At 65.8% G+C, this 15,336-nt stretch carries 8 protein-coding genes and 1 pseudogene; 4 read left to right on the forward strand and 5 right to left on the reverse strand.

What is annotated here, in order from left to right:
• The first annotated feature begins 62 nt into the window (after positions 1 to 62).
• The 3 genes from APM_RS16935 to glgA are packed head-to-tail and all read left to right on the forward strand — an operon-like array spanning position 63 to position 5,351.
• On the forward strand, positions 63 to 2,579 hold the full coding sequence (locus APM_RS16935; RefSeq protein ID WP_039889107.1) for a glycogen/starch/alpha-glucan phosphorylase: 2,517 nt from the start codon (positions 63 to 65) through the stop codon (positions 2,577 to 2,579).
• Between the two features lie 58 nt (positions 2,580 to 2,637).
• Complete coding sequence (glgC, locus tag APM_RS16940; protein WP_007424617.1) at positions 2,638 to 3,909, forward strand: glucose-1-phosphate adenylyltransferase; 1,272 nt, start codon at positions 2,638 to 2,640, stop codon at positions 3,907 to 3,909.
• A 2-nt stretch (positions 3,910 to 3,911) separates the two neighbouring features.
• Positions 3,912 to 5,351 carry a glycogen synthase GlgA gene (gene glgA, locus APM_RS16945; RefSeq protein WP_007424618.1) on the forward strand — a complete coding sequence of 480 codons (1,440 nt, stop codon included), beginning with the start codon at positions 3,912 to 3,914 and terminating at the stop codon, positions 5,349 to 5,351.
• A gap of 7 nt (positions 5,352 to 5,358) precedes the next feature.
• Here glgA and APM_RS16950 read toward each other — a convergent pair whose 3' ends face one another.
• The 5 genes from APM_RS16950 to APM_RS16970 form a co-directional block, all read right to left on the reverse strand.
• Positions 5,359 to 8,451, reverse strand: a complete 3,093-nt coding sequence (locus APM_RS16950; RefSeq protein ID WP_007424619.1) for an efflux RND transporter permease subunit — start codon at positions 8,449 to 8,451, stop codon at positions 5,359 to 5,361.
• A 3-nt stretch (positions 8,452 to 8,454) separates the two neighbouring features.
• Positions 8,455 to 11,652 (reverse strand): efflux RND transporter permease subunit, encoded by a 3,198-nt coding sequence (locus APM_RS16955; RefSeq protein WP_007424620.1) that lies wholly within the window; start codon positions 11,650 to 11,652, stop codon positions 8,455 to 8,457.
• Entirely contained in the window at positions 11,649 to 12,809 is a 1,161-nt protein-coding gene (locus APM_RS16960; RefSeq protein WP_007424621.1) for an efflux RND transporter periplasmic adaptor subunit, read from the reverse strand. Before APM_RS16960 ends, APM_RS16955 begins: the two co-directional genes overlap by 4 nt.
• A 2-nt stretch (positions 12,810 to 12,811) precedes the next feature.
• Positions 12,812 to 14,218 carry an efflux transporter outer membrane subunit gene (locus APM_RS16965; RefSeq protein ID WP_241763195.1) on the reverse strand — a complete coding sequence of 469 codons (1,407 nt, stop codon included), beginning with the start codon at positions 14,216 to 14,218 and terminating at the stop codon, positions 12,812 to 12,814.
• A gap of 130 nt (positions 14,219 to 14,348) precedes the next feature.
• A complete protein-coding gene (locus APM_RS16970) occupies positions 14,349 to 14,903 on the reverse strand; it encodes a histidine phosphatase family protein (RefSeq protein ID WP_007424623.1) in 555 nt (184 codons plus the stop codon).
• Positions 14,904 to 15,029: 126 nt separating this feature from the next.
• Between APM_RS16970 and APM_RS16975 the strand changes: the two are divergent.
• Positions 15,030 to 15,336 (forward strand): annotated as a pseudogene (locus APM_RS16975) (Tim44 domain-containing protein); the annotation flags it as partial.

Below are 15,336 nucleotides of genomic sequence, written 5' to 3' on the forward strand. Positions count from 1 at the left end.
TATCCGACCCCACAGATCGGGAAGTGCGCCATACATGAAAACCGGAAACAGAGGCGCTCCCGATGAGTAACGTGTCTACGCGGGATCACTCCGATCTTCCCGCATCCGGCCGCGCGCCGGGCCCTGCCGTTCCGCTGGCGCTCGCTCCCATCCGTTCCGTTGCCGACTGGCGGGACGCAATTCTTGCGAAGCTGGTCTATGCCCTTGGCAGGGACCAACGCACGGCCAGCGATCGCGACTGGTTCGAGGCGCTCGCTCTTGCCCTGCGCGACCGCGTGGTTGCGCACGCCCTCGATTCGGACGATCTCACCCGCGTGGCCGGGCACAAGCGCGTCTATTATCTCTCACTTGAGTTCCTGGTCGGCCGCTTGCTGGTGGACACCCTGACCAATCTCGACATGACCGGCCTGACGCGCGCGGCCCTTGGCGAACTCGGTGCAGATTTCGAGCGCGTCCGAGCCGCCGAGCCCGATGCTGCCCTCGGTAATGGCGGGCTCGGTCGGCTCGCCGCCTGTTTCATGGAGAGTGCGGCCAGTCTTGCGATCCCGACCTGCGGTTATGGAATCCGATACGAGAACGGATTGTTCCGTCAGGAGATCCGCAACGGCGTTCAGGTCGAATTACCGGAAGACTGGCTCGCCGCCGGCAATCCCTGGGAAATCCGCCGGCCGGAGCGGGACTGCGATATCGGCTTCGGTGGCCATGTCGAGCAGGTTGGCGACGATGATGGTGCCACCCGCTGCGTCTGGCATCCCGCCGAACTCGTGCGTGCCGTTGCCCATGATACGCCGGTCATCGGCTGGCGGGCACGGCATGCGAACCGGCTTCGCCTCTGGTCCGCGCGGGCCGTCGCGCCGCTGCGACTCGACGCCTTCAACGCTGGCGACTACCTCGGCGCCGTCGCCGACGACGTGCGGGCGCGATCAGTCTCGCGTGTCCTCTACCCGTCGGATACGACGCCGGCTGGCCAGGAACTCAGGCTCCGCCAGGAATATTTTTTTTCCGCTGCCTCACTGCATGACATCCTCCGCCGCCATCTCGCCGAAGGCTACGATCTCTCCCGACTGCCGGACATGGCGGCGATCCAGCTCAACGACACCCACCCCGCGATCGCGATCGCCGAGATGATGCGCCTGCTTGTCGACCGGCACGGAACCGCCTGGAATGAAGCCTGGCGCATCACCTGTGGCTGCTTTTCCTACACCAACCACACGCTGCTGCCCGAGGCGTTGGAGACCTGGCCAGTCGCGCTGATGGAGCGTCTGCTGCCGCGACACATGCAGATCATCTACCGACTCAATGCCGACCATCTCGAAGCGGCCCGCGCGAAGGGGGAGGCTTCGGACTCGCTGCAGGCAAGCCTGTCCATGATCGACGAGACCCAGGGCCGCCGCGTGCGTATGGGCACGCTTGCCTTTGTCGGCTCGCACCGTGTCAACGGCGTCTCCGCGCTGCACACCGGCCTGATGCGCGAGACCGTCTTTCACGACCTGCACGTGCTCCATCCCGACCGGATCACCAACGTCACCAACGGAATCACCTTTCGCCGCTGGCTGTTCGAGGCCAATCCGCGACTGACCGGCCTGCTGGTCGATGTGCTTGGCGACGCCGTCCTCGACGATCCCTCGGTCCTTGCCGGTCTGCGCGGGCTGGCCGGCGATCCCGGTCTCCGCGCCCGGCTCATCGCCTGCCGGCGCGCCAACAAGGTGGCGCTCTCGAACCTGGTCGGCGAGCAACTCGGTATCGGCCTGGATCCCGACGCGCTGTTCGATGTCCACGTCAAGCGCCTTCACGAGTATAAACGGCAACTGCTCAACATTCTCGAAGCGGTGTCGCTCTGGCAGGCGATCCGCGCCCGACCCGCGGCGGGGTGGGTGCCGCGTGTGAAGATCTTCGCCGGCAAGGCCGCGGCGAGCTACGCGCAGGCGCGGCTGATCATCAGGCTGATCAACGACGTCGCGAGCGTGATCAATAATGATCCGGTCACCAGCGACTTGCTCAAGGTCGTATTCCTGCCGAACTTCAATGTCAGTCTCGCCGAGATCATCATTCCCGCCGCCGATCTGTCCGAGCAGATCTCGACGGCCGGCATGGAAGCTTCCGGCACCGGCAACATGAAATTCGCGTTGAACGGCGCGCTCACCATCGGCACGCTCGACGGAGCGAATATCGAGATCCGCGATCACGTGGGCGCTGACAATATCTTCATCTTCGGCCTTACCGCAGCAGAGGTTGTTGTGCGCCGGCTCGACGGCTGGCATCCGGAATGCTCGATCGTCGCCTCGCCCGCGCTGGCCGGCGCAATCGAGGCGATCGGTCGCGGCACCTTCTCACCCGGCGAGGATACACGCTTCGCCCCGATCGTCGACGAGTTGCGCCGTACCGACCGCTTCCTTGTCACCGCCGACTTCGATTCCTATGCCGAGGCCCAGCGCCGCGTCGCCGCGCTATGGCGCGATCGCGACGCCTGGTGGCGTGCCGCGGTGCTCAATACGGCGGGCATGGGGCCGTTTTCGTCCGATCGTGCGATCGGCGAATACGCGGAAAAGATTTGGCATGTAACAGGCTTGGAGAGATGAGCCGATACAACTGAAACAAGTCCGCCAGACGTCCCGGCGGCATGAGGGAGGAAAAACAATGAACGGACGCACCGAACGGACCACACCGCTGTCGCGCAGCGCCATGGCTTATGTGCTTGCCGGCGGCCGTGGCTCACGTCTTCACGAACTGACCGACCGGCGAGCCAAGCCGGCGGTGCAGTTCGGCGGCAAGTGGCGCATCATTGATTTCGCTCTCTCCAATGCCCTGAATTCCGGCATCCGCCATATCGGCGTCGCCACTCAATACAAGGCCCACAGCCTCATTCGTCATCTTCAGCTCGGCTGGGCGTTCTTCCGACGCGAGCGCAACGAGAGTTTCGATATCCTCCCCGCCAGCCAGCGGATTTCCGAACAGAACTGGTATCTCGGCACCGCCGACGCCGTCTACCAGAACATCGACATCATCGAAAGCATCGGGCCTGAATACATCATCATCCTCGCCGGCGACCACATCTACAAGATGGACTATGAGGTGTTGCTCCAGCAGCATGTTGCCCAGCAGGCAGATGTCACCATCGCTTGCGTGGAAGTCCTGCTTGCCGACGCCCGGGGCTTCGGCGTCATGCATGTCGACGAATCCGACCGCATCATCGACTTTCTCGAAAAGCCGGCGAACCCGCCGCCGATTCCGGGTCGCGAGGGAGTCGCGCTGGCGAGCATGGGTATCTATGTCTTCCAGCGGGACTTCCTGTTCGACGTGCTGCGACGCGATGCCGATGATCCCCATTCGAAACATGACTTCGGCGGTGACATCATCCCGGCGCTGGTGCGCGAAGGCCGCGCCTGTGCACATCACTTTGCGCGTTCCTGCGTCCGTTCGGCGCAGGAGCCGGAGCCCTACTGGCGCGATGTCGGCACGATCGATGCTTATTGGGAGGCCAACATCGACCTGACCGATTTCGTGCCTGCGCTCGACATCTATGACCGCACCTGGCCGATCTGGACCCACACCGAAGGCACGCCGCCCGCGAAATTCATCCATGATGAGGAGGGCCGGCGCGGCCAGGCGGTATCGTCGCTCGTCTCCGGCGGCTGCATTGTCTCCGGGGCGTCGCTGCGCCGCTCGCTGCTATTCACCGGAGTACGCGTGAATTCCTTCTCGCAGGTCAGTGACGCGGTGATCCTGCCGGGTGCCGATATCGGCCGCCATGCTCGGCTTGCCAATGTGGTGATCGATCGCGGCGTGCGGATTCCGGAAGGGCTGGTCGTGGGAGAGGATCCCGAGGACGACGCGCGGCGGTTCCGCCGCACCGCGCAGGGGGTGTGTCTGATCACCCAGCCGATGCTCGACCGGCTGATGACCGCCTGATCATGCGCGTCCTCTCGGTCGGATCGGAAATCTACCCGCTCGTCAAGACCGGCGGCCTCGCCGACGTGATGGGCGCGCTCCCGGCGGCCCTGTCGTCCGAAGGAATCACGGTGCGGTCGCTGGTGCCGGGCTATCCAGCCGTCACCGCCGCGCTCGATCGCGCGGAATCCGTCCTGCGGATTCCCGACCTCTTCGGCGGTGCAGCGGAGATTCGCGCCGCGGCCGCCGGCAGGCACGATCTCTTCGTGCTGGATGCACCGCATCTCTATGCGCGCCCGGGAAATCCCTACATCGCCTCGAACGGCGCCGATTGGTCCGACAACGCGCAGCGCTTCGCGGCGCTTTGCCGGGCGGGCGCGCTCCTCGCCCGCGGTGCCGTCGGTGGCTTCGTGCCCGATCTGCTCCATGCGCATGATTGGCAGGCCGGTCTCGTGCCCGCCTATCTTCATTATGAAGGTCATGCCGCGCCGCCCTGCGTATTCACCGTTCACAACCTTGCATTTCAGGGCTGGTTTCCTGCCCATCTTCTCGGCGCGCTCGGTCTGCCGGCCAGCGCCTTCGTCATCGACGGTGTGGAATATTTCGGCGGCATCGGCTTCCTCAAGGCCGGTCTGCAATTCGCCGACGCCATCACCACCGTCTCGCCCCGCTATGCCACCGAGATCGCGACGCAGGATGGCGGCATGGGGCTCGACGGGTTGCTTCGCAAGCGTGGCAGCGCAGTGCATGGCATTCTCAATGGCCTCGATACGGCAACGTGGAATCCTGCTACCGATGAACATCTTGCCGCGCGTTATGATGTCGCAAATCTTGCTGCGCGGGCGGTGAACAAGCGCGCAGTACAGGCGCGGATGGGCCTCGCGCCGGATCCGCGCGCGCTGCTGTTCGGCGTGGTCAGCCGCCTGGCCGGGCAGAAGGGGATCGACCTGATCATCGAAGCCCTGCCCGTTCTCGACGCGCTGGGGGCGCAGCTCGCGGTGCTAGGTACTGGCGAAACCGGGATCGAGGCTTCGCTGCGCGAGGCGGTAGCGGCTCGGCCGGGCCGCGTTGCCGCGATCATCGGCTTCGAGGAATCGCTCTCGCATCTCATTCAGGGCGGTGCCGACGCGATTCTCGTGCCGTCACGGTTCGAGCCCTGCGGCCTTACGCAACTGGCGGCCCAGCGCTATGGCGCAATTCCCGTGGTCTCGCTGGTCGGCGGCCTGGTCGACACCGTGATCGACGCCAATCCCGTCGCCATATCCGCCGGTGTCGCCACGGGAATCCAGTTCGGGCCTGTAAGCGAGGCCGGCCTCTCGGACGGCCTCCGACGCACCGCGGCACTATATGCGGATCCCGACAAGTGGAGCAGTATGCAGCGCAACGCGATGGCGCTCGACGTTTCCTGGACCGAGCCAGCGCGAAACTATGCGGCTCTCTATCGGTCCCTGACGTCGCGTTAGATAACGCTCATTCCGCCGGCAGGGTCGCCAGCCTTCGGGCCCGGCGGCGGCCGAACCCGGTCAGCGCTAGATAGATCACGGGCGTGGTGTAGAGCGTCAATGCCTGGCAAACGATTAGTCCGCCGATCACCGCGATACCGAGTGGCCGGCGGAGCTGTTCGCCCGTGCCGACTGCGAAGGCGAGGGGCAGCGCCCCGAGGGCGGCGGCAAGTGACGTCATCATGATGGGCCGGAAGCGTTCGAGGCAGGCGGCGCGGATCGCCTCGGCCGGCGTCATGTCATGCTCACGCTCGGCATTCAGCGCGAAATCGACCAGCATGATGCCATTCTTCTTGACGATCCCCATCAGCAGGAAAATGCCGATAATGCCGATGACCGAGAGCGGTGTGCCGGTCACCAGCAAGGCGAGCAGGGCGCCAACGCCGGCTGACGGCAGCGTGGAGAGAATGGTCAGCGGCTGGACGAGGCTTTCATAGAGTACGCCTAGCACGATGTAGATCGCGATCAGCGCCGCGAGGATCAGGAGCGGCTCGTCGCTCACCGACTTCATGAAATAACGCGCGTTACCGCCAAAACTGATCTTCACGGAAGCGGGCAGCGGAAGTGAGGCAATGGCCTGTTTCACCGCGGTGATCGCCTGCCCGAGAGATGTTCCCTTTGCGACATTGAAGCTGATCGTCCCGGCTGGCAAGCCGTCGAGATGCGTGACGGAGAGCGGTGCCGTCGCCCGGACATAATGCGCGACAGCCGAAAGCGGCAGCGGCCCTTTCGTGCCGGCGACATAGATATGCTGGAGATCGACGGGTGAGCGATCCAATCCCTCCGGCACCTTCAGGATCACTGAATACTGGTTCTCGGCCTCGTAAATCCGAGAAATCTGCTGCTGCGCGAAGGCGTTCTGCAGCACGCCGTCGATCGCCGCAATCGAGACGCCGAGACGCGCAGCCGCGTTGCGGTCTATTTCGACCGTGATCTGGGTCTGTGCCTTGTTCTGATCGGTCGAGATATTGTCGACCTGCTTTAGCGTGCGCAGCTTCCGTTCGATCTCTGTTGTAACCTGATCCAATCCCGCAAGAGAGGGATCGACGACCGAGAAGCTGTATTCTCCGCCATTCGACTGTCCTCCAAAAAACAGGTCCTGCGCCACAAACATGAACGTGGTGATTCCCGGAATCCGCGCGAGTCGCGCTTGAAGCTGGCGCACGACCTCCTGTGCCGACGCCGTGCGCTCGGATAGCGGCTTGAGCTGGATGAACATCTGACCGCGATTGGCGGTGGAGAATCCGTTGGCGACGCCGATGCGCGAACTCACCGTATCCACGGCGGGATTTTTCAGGATCGCAGCAACAACGCGCGCTTCCAGCCGTTTCATCCGCGAGAATGACACGTCTGACGGTGCCATCGTATGGCTGATGATCAGCCCCGAATCCTGCTCGGGAATGAACGCCTTGGGTACCTTGATGTAGAGGAAGATGGTCAGGGCTACGGTGAGCGCGAAGCTCGCCAGCATCAGCCAGCGATGCGCGAGCGCCCAGTCTAGGCTGCGCGCGTAGGCATCGAGGCTGCGCCGGTAGAGCCGGTCGATCCCACGCGCGATCCGCGAGTCACGCCCCACTTTCGGAGTCCGCCCCATGAAATGCCCGCAAACCATCGGCGTGACCGTGAGCGAGATTGCGCCCGAGATCAGGATGGCCACCGAAAGCGTCATCGCGAACTCGTAGAACAGGTCGCCGATGACACCGCCCATCAGCGTGAGCGGGAGGAACACGACGACGAGCGAGATCGTGATCGAGATGACGGTGAAACCGATTTGCCGCGCTCCAACCAGAGCCGCCTCGATGCCGCTCAGGCCTCGCTCATGCTGTGTCACAATATTCTCGATCATCACGATCGCGTCATCGACCACGAAGCCCACGCAGATGGTCAGCGCCAGCAGGGAAAAATTGTCGAGCGTGAAACCCAGTGCCCACATCACGCCCACGGTCCCGGCCAGCGAGAGCGGCACCGTGACACCGGCGGCGATGGTCGGCGTCATGCGGCGCATGAACAGCGTGACCACCGCGAGCACGAGCAGGATGGTGATCAGCAGCGTGATCTGGATGTCGGCCACACTCGCGCGGATGGTTGTCGTGCGGTCGTTCAGGATCGACAGCTTCACCGACGGCGGCAGCCAGGTGCGGATGTCTGGCAGCAGTTTCCTCACGCCCTCGACCGTCTTGATCACGTTGGCGTCGGCGGTCTTGGTGATCTCGATGGTGATCGCCGGCTTGCCGTTCGCGCTCGCGGCAAGCTGCGTGTTGGCAACGCCGTCGATCACGGAAGCCACGTCCGATAGTCGTAGCAGCGCGCCCGACGCCGATTTGAGCACGATGTCGCGATATTGCGTTGCGCTGGTGAGCTGTCCGTTGGCAACCAGCGTCCAGGCTCGGTGCGGTCCTTCGATCACGCCGAGCGGCTGTGTGACATTGGCGCTGCGTACTGCGTTGTAGACATCGGCGCTGGTCAGTCCGGCCGCGGCGAGTGCCTGTGTGTTCAGCCGGATCCTGACGGCCGGCGATCCGCCGCCATAGATGCCGACCTGCGCCACCCCGGGTACCTGCGCCAGCCTCTGGTCCAGCACCGTGTCGGCAACGTTATAGATCTGCGCTAGGCTCATCGTGTCCGAGGTCAGTGCCAGCGACATCACCGGGCGCGACGCCGGATTGAATTCCTTGTAATAGGGCCGCCGTGGCATCGAGGCGGGCAGGTTGGGCAGCGCGGCGTTGATCGCGGCCTGTACTGCGTGGGCATAGACGCTGATATCCGGCCCCGGATTGAACAACAGCACGACCGATGTCGAACCCACCGAATTCTGTGAGCGGATGTCGTTCACCCCCGGAATCGTGCCCAGCGCGTGTTCCAGCGGGGCCGCAACGGTGCTCGCCATGATCGCCGGCGAGGCCCCCGGATCGGAAGCGAAGACGACGATTGCGGGAATCGGAATGCTCGGCACCGGTGCGACCGGCAGTTGCAGATAGGCCAGCGCGCCGGCGATCAGGATGCCAAGGGCAAGCAGCGTCGTCCCGATCGGCCGCCGGATGAAGATCGATGAGACGTTCACCGCCTATTCCGCCGGGCCAGTCTGTGCCGCCGGCGCTTCCCGCCGTGCCGGCCGCAGCCGGTCCATCGCGAGGTAGATCACCGGTGTCGTGAACAGCGTGAGCAACTGGCTGACCAGCAATCCGCCAATGATGGTGATGCCGAGCGGCGCGCGTAGTTCCGCGCCCGCGCCGCCTTCCAGCACCAGCGGCACCGCGCCGAGCAGGGCCGCCATCGTCGTCATCATGATCGGGCGGAACCGCAGGATCGCCGCCTCGGTGATCGCCGCCTCCGGGCTCAGCCCCCGCGTGCGCTCAGCCTCGATCGCGAAATCGACCATGATGATGCCGTTCTTCTTCACGATGCCCATCAGCAGCACGATGCCGACCAGCGCCACCAGGGTGAAATCCGCGCCGAAGAGCATCAGCGCGAGCAGCGCGCCGATCCCCGCCGAGGGCAGGGTGGAGAGGATCGTCACCGGATGGATCGTACTTTCGTAAAGCACCCCGAGCACGATGTAGATGACGACGAGGGCCGCGAAAATCAGCCACGGCTCCTGCGCGAGCGAGGTTTCGAACTCGGCCGCCGCCCCCGAGAACCGTCCGCTGATGGTATCCGGCACGCCGAGTTTTTGCTCCGCACTGCGTATCGCGCTCTCGGCCGCGCCGAGTGACGCACCCTTCGCGAGATTGAAGCTGAGCGTCACCGAGGGAAACTGGTCTTCCCGGGTGATTGCGAGCGGTCCGTAGCGCTGGTCGATCTTCGCCACCTCCAGCAGCGGCACTTCGCCGGCTACCGACGTGCTGACGCTGCCCGCGGCCCCCGTTGCCGTCGTGCTGTTTCCGCTCACCGATCCGCCGGGGCCGAGCGCCGTGGACGAGACGCTCGCCGAAAGACTGCCGGTTGGCACATAGATGCTGGCCAGCGCCTGCGGCGATCGCGCATAGGCGGGATCCACGCCGAGCACCACGCGATACTGCGCGTTCTGCGTATAGATCGTGCTGACCTGCCGCTGGCCGAACGCGTCGTAGAGCGTCGCCTCGATCGTCGCCATCGAAATGCCAAGCCGTGCCGCCGCGGCGCGGTTGACGTCGATATAGGTCTCCAGCCCCTGGTTCTGCTGGTCGCTGGCGAGGTCGGTAATCTGCGGCAGGGCGGCTAGGGCGGCGCGGATCTTCGGCGCCCATGCGTCAAGTTCCGTCTGGTCGGCGTCGGTGAGCGTGTATTGATATTGCGTGGGCGAGACACGCGAGGAAAGCGTGATGTCCTGCACCGGCTGCATGTAGGCATGCAGTCCTGGAATCCCGGCCAGCCGCGCCTGCAGCCGCGACATCACCGTGTCGATCGCGGGGCGCTGGCCGATCGGCTTGAGCGTGATGCCGAGCCGGCCGGTATTCGGCGTCGGGTTGGTCAGGCCGGACCCCAGCAGCGAAGTGACGCCCGCCACCGCCGGGTCGGCGCGTATCGCCCTGATCGCCCGGTCCTGCAGCCGCGTCATCGCATCGAGCGAAATGCTCTGCGCGCCTTCCGTCACGGCGACGATCGCGCCGGTATCCTCCTGCGGCAGCAACGCCTTCGGGATGATCGCGAACAGGATGCCGGTGGCCACAACCGTCGCCCCGAAGGTGGCGAGCATCAGCCGCTGGTGCCGCAGGCTCCAGGCCAGGCCGGCGCGGTAGCGCTCCCGCACGCTCGCCAGCGCCGCCTCCGCCGCGCGCGCGATCCGTCCCGGCTGCGAGGCCTCGGCGCCGCGCAGCAGCCGCGCGCTCATCATCGGCGTCAGCGTGAGCGACACCACCGCTGAGATCACCACCGCGATCGACAGCGTTACCGCGAATTCCGAGAACAGTCGCCCGATCACTCCCGGCATGAACAGCAGTGGAATGAATACCGCGACCAGAGACACGGTGAGCGACACGATGGTGAAGCCGATCTGCGCGCTGCCGAGATAGGCGGCCCGCAGCGGCGACTCGCCCTGTTCGATGAAGCGGACGATGTTCTCGATCATCACGATCGCGTCGTCGACCACGAAGCCCGAAGCGACGGTAAGCGCCATCAGCGAGAGATTGTCGAGCTGGAAACCAAGTTCGTTCATCACCGCGAAGGTCGCGACGATCGAGAGCGGCAGCGCCACCGCCGGCACCAGGACCGCGCGCGGATTGGGCAGAAACAGGAAGATCACCAGCACGACGAGAAGGGCCGCGGTGATCAGCGTGATCTGCACGTCCCGCACCGAGGCACGGATCGTCCCCGTCCGGTCGGCGACGACTTTCACATCGATGCCCGGCGGCATCGCCGCGCGCAGCCCCGCCAGCGCAGCCCGCACATCCGCCACCGTGCTGACGATGTTCGCCCCGGGCTGGCGCTGGATATCGACCACCACCGCCGGCGTGCCGTCATAACTCGCGCTCTGCAGGTCGTTCTCGAGGCCAGGGCTCACCGTCCCCACCGCCGACAGCCGCACCGGCGCGCCATTGCGATAGGCGATGATCAGGTCGCGATACTGCGCCGGCATGGTAATCTGGTCGTTGGCGCCGATCGTGTAGGCCTGATTATGCCCGTCCAGCGCGCCCTTGGCGCCGGACTGGTTGGCATTGGCGATGGCGTTGCGCACATCCTCGAGCGACACGCCATAGGCAGCGAGCCGCGCCGGGTTCACCTCAATGCGGATTGCCTTGGTCAGCCCGCCCTCGACCGTCACCTTGCCCACCCCCTTCACCTGAGAGAGCTTGGGCACAAGCCGGGTCTGCGCCGCATCCGCGATGGCGTCGAGCGGCAGCGTGCGCGAGGTCAGCGCCAGCGTCAGGATCGGTGCGTCCGCTGGATTCACCTCGGAATAGGTCGGCGGATATTGCAGGTTTGGTGGCAGCGTGCCCGAGGCGGCGTTGATCGCGGCCTGAACGTCCTGGGCGGCCGTCGTCATCGGCATCGAGAGGTCGAACCGGAGCGTGATCGCGCTGGTCCCCTGGCTCGAGATCGAACTCATCGCCGCCAGCCCCGCGATCTGCCCGAACTGCCGCTCGAGCGGCGCGGTCAGCAGTTTCGAGGCGGTATCCGGCGAGGCGCCGGGAAGCTTGGTCACCACCTGGATCGTCGGAAAATCGACCTGTGGCAGCGAGGAGACCGGCAGTGCCCGATAGCCCAGCGCGCCGATCAGCAGCAGCGCGATCGCGAGCAGCGATGTCGCGACCGGCCGGGCGATGAACGGGGCGGAAATGTTCACGGCGCGCCGGCGGAACCCGTGACGATGTGGATCGCCGATCCGCCCTTCAGGCGCGAATTGCCCTCGGTCACCACCTCGTCGCCAGGGACAAGTCCGCTGGTGACGACCACGACGCGCGCCGTCTGCACGCCGAGCGTCACTTTCTGGTCAATCACGGTGAACGATCCCCCCTTCTTGGCCGGCGGCTTCACGAGAAAGACGAAGCTACCGGAAGGTCCCTGCTGCACCGCGACCGGTGGCACGGTCACCGCATCGTCGATCGTCCGGACCAGCGTGCGGACGTTCACATAGGCGCCGGGCCACAGCGTGAGGTCCGGATTTGCAAACGTGCCCTTCAGCGTCAGCGTTCCCGTGTTCGCATTCACCGTGTTGTCGAGAACGGCGAGCGTGCCGTGGTCGAGCACCTTCGCGGTCTGCGGATCGCCCTCCTCGGTGGCGAGCAGGTCAACCTTGCCACGCTTCATCGCGGCGATGATCGCCGGCAGATCCTGCTGCGGCAGGCTGAACTGCACCGAGATCGGCTGCAGCGTGTTGATCACCACGATGCCGCTGGTAGTGCTTGGGCTGACGATATTGCCGGCATTCACCTGCAGGATGCCGGTGCGTCCGGAAATCGGCGCGGTGATCCGCGTATAGCCGAGATTGATCCGGTCGGTCTCGATGCTGGCCTCGTCCTGCTTCACCAGCGCCCGATCCTCGGCGGCGGTGGCGAGCGCCGTCGCCGCCTGCAGTTTCGAGGTGTAGTTCTGCTTGACCAGCGAGGCGTATTGTCGCGCCTGCATTTCCGCGTTGGCGAGACTCGCCTTGTCCTGCGCAAGCTTCGCCTCCGCCTGGTCGAGTGTCGCGCGATAGGGCGCGGGATCGATCTCCGCGAGAAGATCGCCCTTCTTCACGAACTGGCCGGGCGTGAACAGGATTCTGGTGAGCGGCCCGGTGATCATCGGCTGCACCGTCACCGTGTGGTAGGCGACGACGGTGCCGAGCGCATCGAGGTAGACGGGCACGTTCTGCCGCGTCGCCTTCGCCACCTCCACAGGAATCGCCGTTGCCCCGCCGCCGTGCGCGGGTTTCGTCCGGTGCGCCAGCCGGTACGCCACCGCGCCGACAAGGGCGAGCGCCACCAGCCCGAAAATGATCCGTCCGCGCCGTTTCGCCATCGTCAGTGATCCTTGCCGGCGCCGGCCGTCCAGCCACCGCCCATCGCCTTGTAGAGATTGACCGCGGCATCGAGCCGGGTGAGCCGCGTCGTCACCAGCGTCGTCTCGTCCGACAGCAGGGTCTGCTCGGCGTTCAGCACCGTGCCGATATCGACCACGCCGGCCCTGAGCTGCGCCCTGGCGCCATCCAGCGCGGCTCGGGCGCGTGCGACCGCAACCTGCTGCAGCGCTTCCTGGTCGGTGGCGTAGCGCAGCGCGGTCATCGCGGTCTCGACATCGGTGAAAGCCTGCACCACCGCCTGCTCGTATTTTGCGACATCTTCCCGATAGGTCGCGCGGCTCACCCGCAGCTGCCCGGTCAGTGCACCGCCCTCGAAGATCGGCTGGGCGATCGAGGTTGCCGCCGAGATCAGTGTCGAGCCTGGCGCAAAGAGAAGGTTCAGCGCCTTGCTCTGCCAGCCGCCCGAGCCGGTCAGCGTGATCGACGGGAAGAACGCCGCGATCGCGCCACGCACATTGGCGTTGGCGGCGATCAGGTTGGCCTTCGCCTCCGCGATGTCGGGCCGGCGCTCCAGCAGCCCGGCCGGCAGTCCCGGCGCCAGCGCCGGCACCGTCAGCGCGCCGAGCGAGCCGCCCCGCACGCGCAGGAATTCCGGCGCCCGCCCCGTCAGGATGCCGAGGCCGATCGCCTCCTGGCGCATCTGCGAGACCAGGTTGGGAATGTTCGCCCGCTCAGACGCAACCAGCGCAGCCTGCTGCGCCACCGTCGGTGCATCGACTATCCCGGCCCGCAGTTCCGCCCGCAACTGTGCGAGCAGCCCCTCCGCCGCCTTCAGATTGCGTTGCGCAATTCCCAGCTGGTCCTGGTACGCCAGTACCTGGAAATAGACGGTGGCGACCGAGGCTTCGGCGGTCAGTGCCACCGTCGCCGCGTTGAATTCCGCCGCCGCCGCGTTCGCCTGCGCCGCGCGCAGCGCGTCATAGTTCTTGCCCCAGAAATCGAGCTGGTAGGAGGCCTGGAACGTCGCGGTGAAGCTGCGCGTATCCACCGCCTGCAGCCCGTTGCCGGCATTCGCCTGGATCTGCTGGAATGACCCGCTGCCGCTGCCCGTTATCGCTGGCAGCACTGGCGCGCCGGCGATCTGTGCCTGCGCGTTGGCCGCCTCGAGCTGGTCGATCGCCTCGATCACCGAGAAATTGTGTGCCTTCGCCGCTTCCACCAGCCGGTCGAGCTCCGGCGAGCCGAAATGGCGCCACCATCCGGGCTTCGGCCAGGCCGGCTTTGCGTCCGCGGTGGCCGAAAACCGCGCCGGCACATTAGTCTGCGGCATGTGGAACGCGGGACCGACGGCGCAGCCTGCAAGTCCCGGCGTCAGCAGCGCGGCGGCGGCGAGGCGGAGGCGCCTCATGCGGTGATTGGTCGTCGTGTCACGCGCCTCTGGCCTTTCCGCGCCCGTCTTCTCGTCCCGATACGACTTCAGGCCTGACGTATTTTTTAATGTCTGACGCACGATTCAAGACCTCCTGCGCCGGCCGCGGTCAGGGACGCCAGCGCAAGGCGGACGGCGGCGGCGAGGTCGGATCATAGTTTATCCATGAACCGTTGGTCAGTGACTGTCCGGTGAGTGCCAGGATGAAGGCCCAATGGCTGACCACCAGCGTCTCCCGCCAATCCGGCCGCGCCGCCATCGCCGCGCGGAACCGATTCGCGCGTTCGATCACCGCCTCCTCCGTCTCGGTTTCGTCAGGCCACCAGCGAGTCGGCAGGTGCGCGAAATCGTGATCCGGGAACCTCTCGGCAAGGCGATCCGGTGGGCTGCCGATATCGCAGGTGAAGTGGAACCGCTCGCGGATCTCCGCCGAGATTTCGACATCGAGGGGCCGCCGCGCCAGCACCGGCGCTGCCGTCTGCAGCGTACGGGTATAGGGCGAGACGATCAGCCGCCGCAGCGAGTGCCCTTCAAGCGCCGAAGCCGCGGCCTCCGCCTGCGCGTGCCCGTGTTCGGTCAGTCCGGGATCCTCGATTCCAGGGTCACGCCGCGTCGCGGTGAAGTGGAGGTTGAACTCGCTCTGGCCGTGGCGAAGCAGGATCATGCCTTCAGCGATACCCTGCGCCGGGGGCTTCGGCAAACCGCGCGTCGGGCATGCCGCGGTTGCAGGCGCGCCGCGCTCGGCCTATCACGAGGGCGGGCTTGCCCCGAGAACAGGTGTCTTAGCGTCATGCATACCGGATTTCCCGTCGATATTGTCCTTCTCGCGCTCGTCGCGGGCTTCTTGGTGCTGCGCTTGCGCAGCGTGCTGGGCCGTCGCACCGGCTACGAGCGGCCGCCCATGCCCGAGCCGACTGCGGCCGGCGGCATGCAGCGTCCCGGCGGCCCGGTGATCGAGGGGGTTGCCGAGCCGCCGCGGTCCACCCGCCCGGTGCCCGCGCCTCACACCGTCGTCGGGCAGACGCTCGCGCGCATCGCCCAGGCCGAGCGCGGCTTCGATCCGGCCCGGTTTCTCGACGGTGCCGAGGCCAGCTTCC

It is taken from the genome of Acidiphilium sp. PM (genome assembly GCF_000219295.1).
Classification (GTDB): Bacteria; Pseudomonadota; Alphaproteobacteria; order Acetobacterales; family Acetobacteraceae; genus Acidiphilium; species Acidiphilium multivorum.